Below are 16,386 nucleotides of genomic sequence, written 5' to 3'. Positions count from 1 at the left end.
TATGAAAAAGATATATATATCAATCTTCGTGTTATCAGCATTTACATTCACCGGATGTGCAGATGATTACTTAGATGTTAAACAAACAGAAACTATTTCTACAGATGATATCGAGCTGTTTAACAATGACAGTGGAGCAAAAACATTTGTAACCTCAATCTACAGTAAATTTTTAGACTGGGATATGAGTTCATTCGGATGGATAGGTTTAGCAAGTATTACCTCTGATGATGCTGATAAAGGCTCAACTCCAAGTGATACAGGTACTGATAAAGATGTTTTGGATGCGTTAACTTATAATGCATCAAATCCATCTGCTGAAAGTACTTTTAATGCTAATTATGACGGAATCAATAGATGTAACCAGGCATTAGCTATTCTTCCAAAATTAGACAAAGCTGATCCGGCATTAAGAGAAAGATTAATGGCTGAGGCAAAATTTTTGAGAGCTTTCATGTACTTTACTTTGGTGAAATGTTATGGAGGTGTTCCAATTGTAGATCGAGTAGCTAGTATTCCATTATCAGCAGAAAATAAAGCTATGCAGCTGACTCGTAAAACAACTGCTGAAGTTTATGCTTTTATTGAAAAAGATTTGACTGAGGCTGCAGCAGTTTTACCAAATAAATCTCAATATGCTGATGCTGAAAAGGCAAGAGCTTCAAAAGGTGCAGCTTATGCTTTATTGGCTAAAGTAAGTTTGTATCAAAAAAAATGGCAAAGTGTTGTAGATAACTGTAATATGGTTACAGGATATATTATTTCTCCGGATTATGCTAAAATGTTCAGATTAGAAGGAGAAAATGATGGAGAATCTATTTTTGAAATAAACGGTAATGGTGCAGTACCAGCTCGTGGAATTCAAGGATATTCTAACGTTCAGGGTGTTCGTGATGCATGGGGATGGGGATTCAATCAGCCTTCTCAAAGTTTAGTTAATGCTTATGAAACTGGAGATGTCAGAAAAGATGCAACGATTATTTTTAGAGGTGCAACTTTATATGATGGAAGAGTAATTCCTGTAATAAGTGCAGATGATCCTAATCCGAGATATAATTTAAAAGCTTATTCTTCTGCATATACAAGTGCATGGGAAACAGATGCTAACATTAAATATTTAAGATACGGTGAAGTATTATTAATGAAAGCTGAAGCTTTAAATGAATTAGGACAAACTTCACAAGCGATTCCATTATTAAATGTAATCAGACACAGAGCTGGTTTAGGTGATACTCCGGCAACTTCTCAGGCAGCAGTTAGAACTGCAATCTGGAAAGAAAGAAGAGTTGAATTAGCCTTTGAATTTGACAGATTCTTTGACTTAGTTAGAACTGGTCAGGCAAAAGATGCTTTTACGGTAGATGGAAAAGTATTTACAGTAGGTAAAAACGAATTATTCCCAATTCCGGCATCATTTCTTTTAATAGCAGAAGGAATGTCTTCTCAAAATCCTGGTTACAATTAATATTAATATATCACTTCCTTCAAGATCTTGGAGGAAGTGATTATTTATTAAATTTTAAATTTTTTATAATGGTTAGAATTTCAGTTTTATTATTAGTTTTTACATTTTTTGGTTGTGGCTCCAATGCTGATAAATCAAAAGAAAATGAAGGAGAAAAGGCAGTTGCTGTAAAATTAACAGATGAGGAACTTTTAACTACTGTTCAAAAACAAACCTTTAAATATTTTTGGGATTATGCTGAGCCAAATTCAGGATTAGCAAGAGAACGTTATCATCCGGATGGAGTTTATCCTGAAAATGATGCAAATATAGTAACAACCGGAGGTTCAGGTTTTGGATTAATGGCTGTAGTTTCAGGAATGTCGCAAGGTTATATTACTAAAGAAAAAGGAGTTGAGCGATTAAACAAAATTGCTGATTTTTTAGGCAAAGCAGATCGTTTTCACGGAGCATGGTCACACTGGATAGACGGAAATACCGGAAAAGTAAAACCTTTTGGAACCAAGGATAATGGTGGAGACTTAGTCGAAACATCATTTTTGGTTGCAGGGATGATTACTGTTCGCGAATATCTAAAAGACGGTTCGGATAAAGAGAAAGCTGTAGCTCAAAAATATGACGCGCTTTGGAAAGGGGTAGACTGGCAATGGTACACCAATAATAAAAATGTATTGTATTGGCATTGGTCACCAACGTATGATTGGCAAATGAATTTTCCTTTAGAAGGATATAATGAATGTTTGATTACTTACGTGCTTGCAGCATCTTCGCCAACACATTCAATTGATGCAAAAGCATACCATGAAGGATGGGCCAGAAGTGGTGAAATTGTTTCTTCTAAAACAAAATATAATATTCCATTAGTTTTAAAACATAATGGAGCCCAGGAATTTGGAGGGCCATTATTCTGGGCACATTATTCTTATGTAGGCTTAGATCCAAATCAATTAACAGATAAATATGCTAATTATTGGGATCTGAATGTCAATCAGACAAAAATCAATTATGAATATTGTTTAGAAAATCCAAAAAATGGATATACTGCTGATTATTGGGGACTAAGTGCTTCGTATTCAAGAAATCCTGACGGATCTATTGGTTACAATGCGCATATGCCAAGCAACGATCAAGGCGTTATGTCGCCAACTGCTGCAATAAGTTCAATTGTATATACACCAAAAGAATCAATGGCTGTAATTCGCAATTTATATGATAATCATAAAAAAGAAACCTGGGGAAATGCCGGTTTTTATGATGCTTTGAGTTTACAGAACAATAATTGGGCAGCAAAACGCTATTTGGCTATCGATCAGGGACCTGAAGTCGTTATGATCGAAAACTATCGTACGGGTTTATTATGGAAATTATTCATGAATGCTCCCGAAGTAAAACAAGGTTTAGTGAAGCTGGGCTTTAAATCTGAAAAATACGGAATTAAATAGTATTTAGAATGAACTTCAAGTTAACACTTTTTACACTGTTGTTTTCTATTGTAGGGTTTGCACAAAGCGAGACAACAGGAAAAATAAAAACAGTTGTCGTAACCAATTATGAATTAGGTTACGCATTACATAAGCCAGCCAGTACAAAAGATAAAAAACCATTAGTAGTTTTTATTTCTGGTGATGGAGAAAAAGGAACGGACATTGAAAAAGTAAAAATCAATGGACCTCTAAAATATCTAAAAACACATCAATTAGATGCTTATGTTTTGGCACCACAATGTAAGGAAGATGAGAATTGGAATATTGAATCTATTCATGAATTGATTTTGAAAATCCAAAAAGAGAACAAAATAGATTCTCAAAGAATATATGTTACAGGATTAAGCTCCGGAGGTTGGGCAGCCTGGAATTTAGCCCTTTCATATCCGGATATGTTTGCTGCAATAGTGCCTATTTCTGGTTTTGTTGATTTGATCGAGATGGAAAGTGCCTGTAAAATAGCGAATATCCCAACCAGGATCTTTCACGGATTATTAGATGATGTGGTAAAAGTTGATTACGCCATAAGTATTTATAAAGAATTGAAAAAATGCAATGCTAAAGATGTTCAATTGACCATTTTTGATGACGCAGGACACGATAGCTGGACAAGAGTTTATGACAATCCGGAAATATATGACTGGATGTTTAAGCAGATAAAAAAGAATACCAACAAATAAATAATAGAATGAAATCGCAATGATTCCAAATTTGAATTACAATGAAGAACTGCGATTCCACACTCCATTAAAAATACAAATATTAAATACACATGAAAAACAAATTAGTCTTACTATTTTTAGGATGTGCTGTTTTGGGTTATGCCCAGAAAAAGAATACTAAAAGTGCAGTAAAAATTAAACCAAAATCAGAGTTTGTAGCAGAGTTATTGTCAAAAATGACATTGGATGAAAAATTAGGTCAGCTTAATTTACCAACTTCCGGAGATATTACGACAGGACAAGCAAACAGTTCTGATGTGGCTAAAAAGATTGCTGAAGGTAAAGTTGGAGGTTTATTCAATATTAAATCTGTTCAAAAAATTAGAGAAGTTCAAAGAATTGCTGTTGAACAAAGCCGCTTGAAAATTCCATTGATTTTTGGGATGGATGTTATTCACGGTTACGAAACAACATTTCCAATTCCGTTAGGATTATCTTGTACCTGGGATATGGGGTTAATCGAAAGAAGTGCTCAAATTGCTGCTCAGGAAGCAAGTGCTGACGGGATTAACTGGACATTCTCGCCAATGGTAGACGTCTCTCGCGATCCTCGTTGGGGTAGAGTTTCTGAAGGTTCAGGTGAAGATCCGTACTTAGGAAGCCAAATTGCAAAAGCAATGGTAAATGGTTATCAACAACACGATCTTTCAAAAAATAATTCGATTATGGCGTGTGTAAAACACTTCGCTTTGTATGGTGCGCCAGAAGCAGGACGTGATTACAATACGGTTGATATGAGTCACATCAGAATGTTTAATGATTATTTCCCTCCTTACAAAGCAGCTGTTGATGCAGGTGTAGGATCTGTTATGGCTTCTTTTAATGAGGTTGACGGAATTCCTGCAACAGGAAACAAATGGTTAATGACAGATGTTTTAAGAAAACAATGGGGTTTTAAAGGTTTTGTAGTAACTGATTTTACCGGAATTCCAGAAATGATTGAACATGGTATGGGTGATTTACAAGCAGTTTCTGCTTTATCGCTAAATGCAGGTGTTGAAATGGATATGGTTGGAGAAGGTTTCTTAGGAACTTTGAAAAAATCATTAGACGAGAAAAAAGTAACAATCGAAACTATCGATAATGCAGTTAAGCTTATTTTAGAAGCTAAATATGATTTAGGATTGTTCCAGGATCCATATAAATATTGCGATGCTAACAGAGCAAAAACTGAAATCTTTACAGCAAGCAGCAGAAAAGAAGCAAGATCAATCTCTGCACAATCATTGGTTTTATTAAAAAATCAAGGTCAGGTATTGCCTCTTAAAAAATCAGGTACAATTGCTTTAATCGGACCATTGGCAGATGCAAAAGAGAATATGCCGGGAACTTGGAGTGTAGCTACAAAAATGGAAAATGCTATATCATTATTAACAGGAATCAAAGAAGTAACTGGAAAAACGGCGAAAGTTTTATATGCTAAAGGAAGTAACTTAGATTACGATGAAACTTTTGAAACTAACGCAACAATGTTTGGTAAAACCTTACACCGTGATGCACGTTCAAAAGAAGAATTATTGGCAGAAGCTTTAAAAGTAGCCAATCAGTCAGATGTAATTGTTGCTGCACTTGGAGAATCTGCAGAAATGAGCGGAGAATCAAGCAGCCGTACAAATTTAGAAATTCCGCAAGCACAAAAAGATTTATTAAATGCATTATTAAAAACAGGAAAACCAGTTGTATTGGTTTTATTTGATGGTCGTCCTTTAGTTTTAAAAGAGGAAAACGAAACTGTTCCTGCTATTTTGAATGTTTGGTTCGCAGGTTCTGAGGCTGGTTATGCTATTGCAGATGTTTTATTTGGAGATGTAAATCCTTCCGGAAAATTAACAACAACTTTCCCTAGAAGCGTTGGACAATTGCCAATTTACTACGCTCACAAAAATACAGGAAGACCACTTTCTAACACAGAAGGCAAATTCGAAAAATTCAGATCTAATTATATCGACGAAAGAAACGAGCCATTATTTCCATTTGGTTTTGGTTTAAGTTATACTTCATTTGAGTATTCTAACCTGAAAATTTCATCTGATAAAATGAATGCAGGCGGAAAATTGAAAGTAACAGTTGATGTAGCGAATACAGGTATCTATGACGGAAAAGAGACCGTTCAATTATACATTAGAGATTTAGTAGGTTCAGTAACAAGACCAGTTAGAGAATTGAAAAATTTCCAAAAAATAACACTTAAAAAAGGTGAAAAACAAACGGTGACTTTTGATATCACGGTTGAAGATTTAAAATTTTATAACTCTGATTTACAATTCGTAGCAGAGCCTGGACAGTTTGATATTTTCGTTGGAGGAAATTCAAATGCCGATAAGAAAGTTAGTTTTGAATTAGCTAAATAATTGGTTTGTTAATTAGTTAATTGCCCTTCGTCTTTGGTTAGCGAAGGGCTTTTTTTTAGCTTTTTAGTCTTAAAAAGTACAGTAATTTTTTACAATTTTAATTTTCTACAAATGAATGCCAATAAACAATATCAATTATTTTTTTTAGTCTTGATAGTACTTGTTTTTTCTTCTTCTTGTGCTGTAAAGAAAAATGGAATTGTAGCACATCGCGGTGCCTGGAAGCAAAATAATTTTCCTGAAAATTCAATTGCTTCTCTTAGGCATGCTATAGATTTAAAACTTACAGGTTCAGAGTTTGATGTTTGGAGAACGGCAGATGATTCGTTAATAATCAATCACGACGCTCATTTTAATAAATTACTTATTGAAGAAACTACCTACGCTGATTTGATAAAGTTTAAACTTTCCAACGGAGAAAAACTGCCAACTTTATATGAATATATTACTGAGGGTAAAAAAAACAATAAAAATACTTTGTTGGTATGCGAAATAAAACCTTCGGAAATCAGCAAGGAAAGAGGAAAACAAACAGCCTTAAAAACTGTTCAAACGATTAAAAAACTTAATGCTGAAAAAATTACCTGCTACATCAGTTTTGATTATGAAATTCTAAAGCAAATCAGGCAAATAGATCCTGTAACTTCTTTGCAATATCTGGAAGGAAATAAGTCTCCAAAAGAAGTAAAATCAGATCATATTTCAGGAATTGATTTTCATTATTCCGTTTTCCAAAAACATCCTGAATGGATAAAAGAAGCAAAAGACAATAAGATTATTTTAAATGTCTGGACAGTTAATGACCCTGAAATTATGGATTGGATTATTGAAAATAAATTCGATTACATAACCACAAATGAACCTGAACTATTAAATAAAAGAATAAAAAATAAAAAATAGAAAAAATGCATAAACTACTTTCAATACCACTTTTATTGCTCTTGTTTGTATGCAATAATAGTGGGGCGCAAAAAACGAATATTCCCGGAAAAACAGAATGGTTTGATCCTAATAAAAAAGCAACGACTTACTGTAATCCAGTTAATATAGGGTATAATTATACTACTGAAAATCATAATGGCATTCCTGAATCCCGTCGTTCCAGCGCTGATCCTGTAATTATTACTTATAAAGGTGAGTATTATCTGTTTGCTACAAACCAGGCAGGATATTTCTGGAGTAAAGACATGTCTGACTGGAAATTTGTTTACGGAAGTTTTCAAAGAAAACCTGCAGATGATGATCAATGCGCACCTGCCGCGTGGGTTGTAAATGATACTTTATTTTATGTAGGTTCAACCTGGAAAAGAGACCATCCGATCTGGAAAACTGCAGATCCAAAATCTGGTCAATGGTTGAGACATGTAGATAAAGCAATGCTGCCAACCTGGGATCCTGCTATTTTTCAGGATGATGATAAAAAAGTATATATGTATTATGGCTCAAGTGGTAAATTACCTCTTGTTGGTGTAGAAGTAGATTATAAAACATGGCTTCCAAAAGGGAATCAGGCTGATTACGAAAAATTATATAAAGCAACAGAAGTTGAGGATATTCAACGTCCATATGGTCAAATTAAAGAAGTTGTAGGTCTTGATCCGGCTTCTCACGGTTGGGAACGTTTTGGACCTAATAACGATATGGAACCCGCACCTTGGGGTAATTTTATTGAAGGAGCATGGATGACCAAACACAACGGTAAATATTATATGCAATACGGAGCGCCGGCAACAGAGTACAAAGGGTATGCAAATGGTGTTCATGTGGGAAACAGTCCGTTGGGACCTTTTGAATATCAAAAACACAATCCAATGTCTTATAAACCAGGCGGATTTGTAATTGGAGCCGGACACGGAAATACCTTTGCTGATAATTATGGAAATTATTGGAATACCGGAACCTGCAAAATATCGATTAAAGATCGTTTTGAGCGTCGTATCGATATGTTTCCTGCAGGATTTGATAAAGATGATGTAATGTATTCTATTACTTCTTATGGAGATTTTCCTATAGTTTTACCAACCAAAAAGCGCAATCAGGAAAAAGGAGCTTCTTCAGGCTGGATGTTGCTTTCGTACAAAAAGCCTGTGACAGTTTCTTCTTCAGAAGAATGTATGGAGGTCGAAACCCACAGAGTAGATAACGGAGGTAAAAAAGTATATGAGAAGTTTTGTTATGGAGCCGATAATTTAACCGATGAAAATATTCAAACTTATTGGTCAGCAAAGACAGATCGTCCCGGAGAATGGTTACAGCTAGATTTAGGCAGACAAATGCAGATTAAGGCGCTGCAGATTAATTATGCAGATCATAAAGCAACGCAGTATAATAAAGCGATGGATATTTATTATCAATATAAAATCTTCATGTCTGATGATGCTGTAAACTGGAAATTGGTAGTAGACAAGTCTAAAAATGCAAAAGATGTTCCGCATGATTATGTTGAATTAACAAAAGCAATCAAAGCACGTTACATCAAAATGGAAAATATTCATAATGCCTCAGGATTATTTGCTATTTCTGATTTTAGGGTTTTTGGTAATGGACTTGCAGAAAAACCAAAATCCGTTACTGATTTTAAAGTAGACAGAAATGCATCTGATTCGCGCAATGCAATGATTTCCTGGAAAAAACAAACAGATGCAATAGGTTATAATATTTATTACGGCATTACACCTGATAAATTATACAATACTATTATGGTATATGATGAAACTTCATATGATTTTAGAGGTTTGGATAAAGGAACCAAGTATTATTTTACTATTGAAGCCTTTAATGAAAATGGAATTAGTACTAAAAACGAATTAATTGAAGTTAAATAATTTTAATTATATTTTGAGAAATCGTTAAATAAAACCTGTGGCAGTTCTAAAGAATTTTGTTCCTTTGCGTAACAACCCAAAAAATGCTATTAAACCTATGAAAAAAACGATTCTTTTAACTGTTTTAGTTTTAAACGGATTGACATCTTTTGCACAGTCAAATGATGAAAAAAATATTAAGTTATTTTATAAAAAAGCTTTAACCGAGGCTAAATGTTATACTTGGTTAGAATACTTGTCTAATGACATTGGTAGCCGTTTATCAGGTTCTACCGGCGCACAACAAGGTGTCGAGTATACCAAAAGACAGCTTGAAACATTAGGTCTTGATAAAGTCTATTTACAAGAAGTTATGGTTCCGCATTGGGTTCGTGGCGAAAAAGAAACTGCTTTTATTCTGGACGGAAAAGTAAAAACCAATGTGCCAATTTGCGCTTTAGGAGGATCAATTGCAACTCCTAAAACCGGACTTACTGCAGAAGTTGTTGAAGTGCAAAGTATTAAAGAACTGAACGAATTAGGAGATAAAGTAAAAGGTAAAATTGTATTCTTTAACAGACCAATGAATCCTGAAAATGTGGCAACTTTTGAATCCTATTCTGAGGCTGGAGATCAAAGACGCAGTGGAGCTAAAGAAGCGGCTAAATTTGGTGCAATAGGAGCGATTGTTCGTTCATTAAACCTTCGTTTAGATGATTTTCCTCATGCAGGAGCTCAAAGTTATGGTGATTTACCAAAAGAACAATATATTCCGGCAGCTGCAATTAGTACTAATGGAGCAGAACTATTGAGTAAATTATTAAAAAGTACTCCCGGTTTAAAACTCTACTTTAAACAATCTTGCGAAACATTACCTGATGTACAATCGTATAATGTAATTGGAGAATTGACAGGAACAGTAACACCGGAAAATATTCTGGTTGTAGGCGGTCACTTAGATTCCTGGGATCTGGCTGATGGTTCTCATGATGATGGAGCAGGAGTAGTACAAAGTATGGAAGTTGTTCGTATCCTGAAAAACTTAAACTACAAGCCTAAAAATACAATTCGTGTAGTTTTGTTCATGAACGAAGAAAACGGAGGAAAAGGTGGTGCTAAATATGAAGAAGTTTCAAAACAAAAGAACGAGAATCATATTTTTGCTTTAGAAAGTGATTCAGGCGGATTTACACCAAGAGGATTTTCTATAGAAGCAGATGATGCTAATTTGAAAAAAATTCAAGGATATGCAACTCTTTTTGAGCCGTATTTTGTAAATAGTTTCATAAAAGGACACAGCGGATCAGATATTGAGCATTTAACGTCTAAAACCATTGTTAAAGCTGGTTTAATGCCAGATTCACAACGTTATTTTGATTATCATCATGCAGCAAATGATAAATTTGATGCAATTAATAAAAGAGAATTAGAACTTGGTGCTGCAACAATGACTTCGTTGATTTATTTAATAGATCAAAACGGAATTGTTCTGCCTACAGCAAACTAAATTTACTAAATATCAAATAAACAAAAGCTATGGGTTTTACTCATAGCTTTTTTTGTGAATTTATGAAATCAGTCCTTGAAAATAATAGTAAATTTTGCTCCTTCATTTATTTTGCTTTCCAGACAAATATGTCCGCCCAGATTAGTCACATGATTGTATACCAGATATAATCCAATACCATTACTATCTTCCCGCGAATTGAACTTTTGATGCAAACCAAAAATTTTATCCTTTACCTTTTCCATATCAAAACCAATTCCGTTATCTGTAATCGTTAGTTGCGTAGATCCGTTAAACCGGTGTGAATTAAAATTAATAATAGGCAAAGATCCCGGTTGCGAATATTTTATTGAATTGGTAATTAAATTCAGGAATATACTCTTTAAGGAAGTTTTATTAAATATAACAGTTTCAGCTTCTGAAAAATCTATGGTTACTGCTGCTTTTGAATTATGAATTAAAGAGTTTATAGAAAACAAAACTTCTTTTAAAATCAAATCCAGATTTAATACCTCTAATTGATTGTCTTCTTCATTTTTTTTATCCAAAATAGCGACATGATCAATCAATGTTTTTTTTAAGCTGTGTGTTGCGATTTCGATTATCGAAATTAATTCAAGTGTTTCCGGATCTGTAATAGTCGATGTATCCAGAAGATCAAAAACAGCCAATAAATTATTAACAGGAGATCTTAAATCGTGAGCAGTAGTGTAAGTAAGTTGTTTAAGCTCATTATTTATTTTAGTAAGTTCAGTTAAATGAGCGTTTCGTTCTTGTTCCAGTTCTTTTTTAAACGTGATATTTTTGGCGATTGCAAAAACAAGTTTATCCTTTTGTATGGGAAACGATGTCCATAATAACCAAACTATATTGCCGCTTTTTGTAACATACCGATTCTCAAAATTATATAAACCAATTTTCCGTGTCAGATTTTTTCTCGAATTAGCTGTAGTTACCTTATCCATTTCAAAAACAAAATCGTTTATTGGTTTTGATAATAACTCTTCCTCGCTGTATTCTAACAATTTTGATACAGATGGATTTATTCTTTTAAAGTATCCGTCAAATCCGGCGACACATAATAGATCCGGCGAAGAATCAAAAAACTCTTCAAACTGATTGAAAAAATCAACAGTTTTTTTAGTGAGGTTAGGTACGCTATTATTCATAGATAAAACCTAATTTTGAAATTACTTCACTAAAATAACATTAAAAATTTACAGTTATGTCGTGTTTTTAACATTTTAATTGGATATTCGTTCAAAAACATTTTAATTCGTTGAACAACAAAAATGATAAAATATTGTAGAAGTAAAATCTTATAAATGGTTTTTCTTATTTCACTAATAAGTATCGATAACTGTTTTCAACAAATCAGAATCGACTAAATCAGACGGAGCAATCACTTTTTCTTCAAGCGGAATATTATTTCCGTATCTTTCCTTTACTAATTTTTGTACTCGGGGATCAGTTAAATTAAAATCTTTTAGTTGCTTCAATTTTGATAATTCGATACCAGCACCATTTTTATAAATTTTCCAGATCAGTTCAGAACAATAAATTCGGGTATCTGACCAATCAAAATAAGCATCATATTCTTTGCCCATAAATACCTGACTGTAATCTTTCATTTTTTGTAATGTTGCAGGAGTTAATACTTTATCAGCATTTTTGAGTCTTTTTACAAGATATTTATTCGCTTTTCCATGTTGAATCCAATCTTCAAGGCGAGTTAGTTTTACAGGCTGAACGGCTTCAAAAACAAACCAGTTTCCATTTATATTATAGATAAGTCCGCAATGCGAAAACTTCGAATTAGTTGCAATTCGAACCGCTTCACATTGACTCGATTCAGAAGTTTGAAAAATAAGATCACCATCCTGAATTTTATTCTGTAAAGTATTTTCAGTTTTGGAGTGCTTTCCAGAAAATGGATTATTAGGGAAAACCTGCATTGCAATAAACAATGCGCAGCCAAAACTCAGTAAAAATGTAATGCCAACAAATAAATATTTTGATTTTTTCATGTTTTAGTTTTAAGGTATTTTATCGCAAAATTATATTTCACGCAGATTTTAAAAAGATTCAGGCAGATTCACGCAGATAATTACAATAGCAAATTTTTAGATTATATCTGCTGTAATCTGCTAAATCTGCGTGAAACAAAAAACTTTGCGACTCTGCGACTTTGAGCGTTTTTTTTATTAATCCCAACAAATAAAAGGCAAAAAAAATAGTTACCAAAATGATAACTATTTTTAAATATGTTTTTAAGAGAAATATTAAATTCTAAAGATTCCGCCTACAGCAATAATTCTCTGTAAAAAGAAAAAGTCCTGCGAAGCCTTGTCATCATTACTTTGTGTAGTTCTAATATCCTGCATGTTGATGTAACCGCCTTTTAGCTCACCTTGCAAGTAAAAATACTTAAAGAAAGTAAAGTTAATTCCCGCTTTTGCAGATAAACCATAACCGGAAATATGAAAATCGTCATGACGTTCTTTTCCTAAAAGAGTTGTATTTGTTTTAGGATATAAAAGTCCTGCACCTAAACCCTCAGTTAAATTAATTTGTACTTTATCAATATTTGGTAAACCCAGCCAATTCGAAATATCATCATGTCGTGAAACCTCAGTATTAATATAGTTCAAACCATCTGTATGTTCATACATTAAAAAAGCAGGAGGATTTCCCTGAGTACCACCCGCAATACCACCTTCCTGAGCGCCATGTTGAGACATATCTACTGGTGTATTATTATAATCTCCGTTGTAATAAGATCCAGCCTGATCAGCAGGTAAGTTAATATTACCGGTAACATTAGCGATTTGATTTTGAGTCATCACATATTTCATGTGATCCCAACCAATCGAAACGCTGTAATGATCGCTAAAAAAGTATCCCATTCTAAAATTAGTCTGAGGAATCGTCATGTTAGCCGGATTTATATAATCAATATGATATCCTTTCGGTTTGTCATGAGCTTTCATATCAGCAACCGTAAAATTATAATCTTTACCTCTAAAGTTTACATCAGATTTAGTATAACTATCTCTATTACCACCCCACGAAACAAAGAACTTACCTTTATTATGTGCTGTATATTTATCTTGTATTGCAATCTCATCCTGAGCAAACATGTTCACAGCAAAACACATTAAGAAGAAAGGCAAGAATAAAAATTTATTTTTCAATTATTTATTTTAAAAATGATTAGAATGAATTAACTGTTTTTCTAATAGCCACCAATTTAGTCATTAAGCCTTCAAAATAGTCTAAATGTAACATATTAGCGCCATCACTTTTTGCATTAGCAGGGTCAAAATGAGTTTCGATAAAAATACCGTCGACACCTACAGCAATACCTGCTTTGGCAACAGTTTCAATCATATCAGGTCTTCCGCCCGTAACACCGGCAGTTTGGTTAGGTTGTTGCAGCGAGTGCGTAACATCAAGAACCGTACTTGCATATTGCTGCATAGTAGGGATTCCTCTAAAATCTACAATCATGTCCTGATACCCAAACATAGTACCACGATCTGTAACCATCACATTTTCGTTTTGGCAATCAAGTACCTTTTGTACAGCATGTTTCATACTTTCCGGACTCATAAATTGTCCTTTTTTCAGGTTCACCACTTTTCCTGTATTAGCCGCAGCTACAACTAGATCAGTTTGACGTACCAAGAATGCAGGAATCTGCAAAACGTCAACGTATTGCGCCGCCATATCAGCATCTTCATTTGTATGAATATCTGTTACAGTAGGAACATGAAAAGTTTCAGAAACTTTTCTTAAAATTTTTAATGCTTTTTCGTCACCAATTCCAGAAAAACTATCAATTCTGGAACGATTGGCTTTTTTAAATGATCCTTTAAATACATAAGGAATCTGAAGTTTGTCGGTAATACCAACTAATTTTTCAGCAATTCTTAAAGCCATTTCTTCTCCTTCAATAGCGCAAGGCCCTGCTAATAAAAAGAAATTTCCGCTTTCAGTATGCTTAATTTGTGGAATATGTTGTATGTTCATAATATGATTTTTTGACAGTGCAAAGGTAGTTATGATTTATGAATACGAGATTAAGATTTAAGATTATTTTAAGAAGCTAATCGCGCTATCCGCTGCAATATTTTTCTCTAAACCCTTTTTTCTTGGTCTTTGCAGGAGCTTCCTCCGGTCGCTCTGCTAAAACCAGAAAAAACAGGCTTTCTCAAAAAATGATTTTCGCTGCTATCACGGCTAGGAGTTTAGTGGAATTATCGTTTTCAACAGGGAATATTTCCTCAATTAGACTTTAGTATGATAAATCAATAGTTGTAATAAGCTTACAAAAAAGAATTAATTTTCATAAGATTTTTTAATGTAGTACTGTACAATTATGACGATTATGAGAATAAAAGTTAAGAGCAGAGACAACATAATGAGGCCAAGAAATCCCATGCCACATCTAATAGAATTTGGGTTTTCTTCTAAAAGTCTATTAAAATTATAAGAGGAAATGTAAAAAGCTACTATCGATAACACTATTTGTGAAAAAAAACTAATTAAACAGACCGTTCCGAATTTTAAAGATATAGTTTCGCCAATTGCTTTTCTGCCAGCTATAATTTGAAATAGTAAAGGAAGAATAACTAAAATTTGAGGCATAGTACTTTTTTTTAATTGATTTTTATTTCTAAAAGTTTTATTTTTAAATTGATACGTAATATCTCCTCAAAAAAAACTTAAATTATACCTTCAGGTTAAATTCCTTTTCTAAAATAGTATTCAATTGATTGTCCTCAAAAGGAATAATTTCTGTAACCCCATTTGTTACTGATTTTACGGCATTTTTAAGTACTATTTTTTTACCTAATGGATTTTGTAAAACAACAATTAATTTTTGAGTAAAAGTAGAATCAGGGTGTGAATAATTATAATGATTTGCAGGCTTAAAATCGATCCACCTTTGAGGAGTTAAATCAAACGAATATAAGTTAGACCATTCTTTTTCGATAAGTATTTGCAGTAAATATTCATCTTCTTCCGTTTTAACCAAAGTAAAAGTATCATAACCCTGTTGAATTTCAGTTCCAATTTCACTCAGTTTCAATGGCTCTCTAATACTGTTGCCGCCAAACCCTAAATCAATCAGATAATCTTCATTTTCGATTGTAGCAATTATTGCCAAATGAGTCTTAGCATTCTCACCCGGATTAACAAGCGGACGCACTGCAATATAATAATGCAGAACTCCAATTTCCTGAAGCATTAACGAAAAGATACCATTAATTTGATAACAATATCCACCACGATTTTTATTTATAATCTGGTTTACAATGTCATCACCAATAAGTGATATAGTTTTTCCCGCCTGAACATCGATATTTTCAAAAGGCACACTAAATAGCTGGCTTTGCATCAATTTTTTTATGCCTTTTAAGTTCAATTCAATTTCTCCCGTAAAATTGATTCTCTTTAGATATTGCTGTAAATCGAAACTTGAAGATTCAATTTTATATTTTTTGGATTGTTTCATTATACTAAATTTTATGCATTTCTCTGCGAAATTTAAGAATATCACTCCTTCTTCAAACTCAATCCCATCGGAACCATTAAAATTCCTTTTTCATAAATATTCAGATATAATTTTACAGGCTTCTTTTGTCCATCCCATCTTAATTCATAAACATTCAGGAATCCCGCACCCATATCGCTTCTTTTGGTAGGGAAAGGACAACAGGTTTCTAAACGCGTATACGTAATTTTTTCTCCGTTTGGTCCTGCCAAAGCGTTTAAAAAACGCATTTCGTTCAAAGCTTCATCTTTTGTATTTCTATAAAATATATTTACAGGATAATCAGGATCGTAGCCATATTTTTTATCATTGCTAAAAAGAGTAATAACAAAAGTATTGTCTTTCTTTAAAACTAAATCAGGAGCATTATCATCGACATTTTTTAAGGTCGATCTTGTACTCACACAAGAAGTTACAGTGATTAACAAAACGATAAAAAGGACTATTTTTTTCATGGTTAAAAATATTGGTAATGCAAATGTAAAATGTTTCA

The 16,386-nt window shown here is 33.4% G+C and carries 13 protein-coding genes; 7 read left to right on the top strand and 6 right to left on the bottom strand.

Annotated elements, in window-relative coordinates; translation table 11 throughout:
- Position 1: 1 nt before the first annotated feature.
- The 7 genes from RC62_RS19580 to RC62_RS19550 all read left to right on the top strand — a co-directional run bounded on the left by RC62_RS19580 (position 2) and on the right by RC62_RS19550 (position 10,333).
- Positions 2-1,465 carry a RagB/SusD family nutrient uptake outer membrane protein gene (locus RC62_RS19580; protein ID WP_055098004.1) on the top strand — a complete coding sequence of 488 codons (1,464 nt, stop codon included), beginning with the start codon at positions 2-4 and terminating at the stop codon, positions 1,463-1,465.
- A 68-nt stretch (positions 1,466-1,533) separates the two neighbouring features.
- The gene (locus RC62_RS19575; RefSeq protein ID WP_055098003.1) at positions 1,534-2,907 is read left to right on the top strand and encodes a glucoamylase family protein; all 1,374 of its coding nucleotides are present in this window, start codon (positions 1,534-1,536) and stop codon (positions 2,905-2,907) included.
- Between the two features lie 8 nt (positions 2,908-2,915).
- Positions 2,916-3,629 (top strand): prolyl oligopeptidase family serine peptidase, encoded by a 714-nt coding sequence (locus tag RC62_RS19570; RefSeq protein ID WP_055098002.1) that lies wholly within the window; start codon positions 2,916-2,918, stop codon positions 3,627-3,629.
- Between the two features lie 92 nt (positions 3,630-3,721).
- Positions 3,722-6,022 (top strand): beta-glucosidase BglX, encoded by a 2,301-nt coding sequence (gene bglX, locus RC62_RS19565; RefSeq protein WP_055098001.1) that lies wholly within the window; start codon positions 3,722-3,724, stop codon positions 6,020-6,022.
- A 111-nt stretch (positions 6,023-6,133) separates the two neighbouring features.
- Positions 6,134-6,922 carry a glycerophosphodiester phosphodiesterase family protein gene (locus RC62_RS19560; protein WP_055098000.1) on the top strand — a complete coding sequence of 263 codons (789 nt, stop codon included), beginning with the start codon at positions 6,134-6,136 and terminating at the stop codon, positions 6,920-6,922.
- 5 nt (positions 6,923-6,927) lie between these two features.
- On the top strand, positions 6,928-8,847 hold the full coding sequence (locus RC62_RS19555; protein ID WP_055097999.1) for a family 43 glycosylhydrolase: 1,920 nt from the start codon (positions 6,928-6,930) through the stop codon (positions 8,845-8,847).
- Between the two features lie 97 nt (positions 8,848-8,944).
- The gene (locus RC62_RS19550) at positions 8,945-10,333 is read left to right on the top strand and encodes a M20/M25/M40 family metallo-hydrolase (RefSeq protein WP_055098586.1); all 1,389 of its coding nucleotides are present in this window, start codon (positions 8,945-8,947) and stop codon (positions 10,331-10,333) included.
- 68 nt (positions 10,334-10,401) lie between these two features.
- Here the strand turns inward: RC62_RS19550 and RC62_RS19545 are convergent, their stop codons facing one another.
- From RC62_RS19545 to RC62_RS19515, 6 genes are all read right to left on the bottom strand, one after another.
- Positions 10,402-11,502, bottom strand: coding sequence for a PAS domain-containing sensor histidine kinase (locus tag RC62_RS19545; RefSeq protein ID WP_055097998.1), 1,101 nt, complete (start codon positions 11,500-11,502; stop codon positions 10,402-10,404).
- A 174-nt stretch (positions 11,503-11,676) separates the two neighbouring features.
- Positions 11,677-12,360 (bottom strand): YiiX family permuted papain-like enzyme, encoded by a 684-nt coding sequence (locus RC62_RS19540; RefSeq protein ID WP_055097997.1) that lies wholly within the window; start codon positions 12,358-12,360, stop codon positions 11,677-11,679.
- Positions 12,361-12,615: 255 nt separating this feature from the next.
- Positions 12,616-13,527: a hypothetical protein gene (locus RC62_RS19535; RefSeq protein WP_055097996.1), complete on the bottom strand. Its 912-nt coding sequence runs from the start codon at positions 13,525-13,527 to the stop codon at positions 12,616-12,618.
- Between the two features lie 19 nt (positions 13,528-13,546).
- Positions 13,547-14,365, bottom strand: a complete 819-nt coding sequence (gene kdsA, locus RC62_RS19530) for a 3-deoxy-8-phosphooctulonate synthase (protein WP_055097995.1) — start codon at positions 14,363-14,365, stop codon at positions 13,547-13,549.
- A gap of 700 nt (positions 14,366-15,065) precedes the next feature.
- Positions 15,066-15,854: an arylamine N-acetyltransferase family protein gene (locus RC62_RS19520; RefSeq protein ID WP_055097993.1), complete on the bottom strand. Its 789-nt coding sequence runs from the start codon at positions 15,852-15,854 to the stop codon at positions 15,066-15,068.
- A gap of 41 nt (positions 15,855-15,895) precedes the next feature.
- Positions 15,896-16,348 carry a hypothetical protein gene (locus RC62_RS19515; protein ID WP_055097992.1) on the bottom strand — a complete coding sequence of 151 codons (453 nt, stop codon included), beginning with the start codon at positions 16,346-16,348 and terminating at the stop codon, positions 15,896-15,898.
- Between the last annotated feature and the right edge of the window lie 38 nt (positions 16,349-16,386).

It is taken from the genome of Flavobacterium aquidurense (assembly GCF_001404985.1).
Classification (GTDB): domain Bacteria; phylum Bacteroidota; class Bacteroidia; order Flavobacteriales; family Flavobacteriaceae; genus Flavobacterium; species Flavobacterium aquidurense_B.
The sequence above is the reverse complement of the archived record's forward strand: the minus strand, read 5'-3'. Positions and strand labels throughout refer to the sequence as shown.

Coding starts and splice junctions, on each gene's coding strand:
- kdsA (WP_055097995.1), bottom strand. CDS start 14,365: ATGAACATACAACATATTCCACAAATTAAGCATACTGAAAGCGGAAAT.
- RC62_RS19515 (WP_055097992.1), bottom strand. CDS start 16,348: ATGAAAAAAATAGTCCTTTTTATCGTTTTGTTAATCACTGTAACTTCT.
- RC62_RS19555 (WP_055097999.1), top strand. CDS start 6,928: ATGCATAAACTACTTTCAATACCACTTTTATTGCTCTTGTTTGTATGC.
- RC62_RS19580 (WP_055098004.1), top strand. CDS start 2: ATGAAAAAGATATATATATCAATCTTCGTGTTATCAGCATTTACATTC.
- RC62_RS19545 (WP_055097998.1), bottom strand. CDS start 11,502: ATGAATAATAGCGTACCTAACCTCACTAAAAAAACTGTTGATTTTTTC.
- RC62_RS19550 (WP_055098586.1), top strand. CDS start 8,945: ATGAAAAAAACGATTCTTTTAACTGTTTTAGTTTTAAACGGATTGACA.
- bglX (WP_055098001.1), top strand. CDS start 3,722: ATGAAAAACAAATTAGTCTTACTATTTTTAGGATGTGCTGTTTTGGGT.
- RC62_RS19575 (WP_055098003.1), top strand. CDS start 1,534: ATGGTTAGAATTTCAGTTTTATTATTAGTTTTTACATTTTTTGGTTGT.
- RC62_RS19520 (WP_055097993.1), bottom strand. CDS start 15,854: ATGAAACAATCCAAAAAATATAAAATTGAATCTTCAAGTTTCGATTTA.
- RC62_RS19540 (WP_055097997.1), bottom strand. CDS start 12,360: ATGAAAAAATCAAAATATTTATTTGTTGGCATTACATTTTTACTGAGT.
- RC62_RS19560 (WP_055098000.1), top strand. CDS start 6,134: ATGAATGCCAATAAACAATATCAATTATTTTTTTTAGTCTTGATAGTA.
- RC62_RS19570 (WP_055098002.1), top strand. CDS start 2,916: ATGAACTTCAAGTTAACACTTTTTACACTGTTGTTTTCTATTGTAGGG.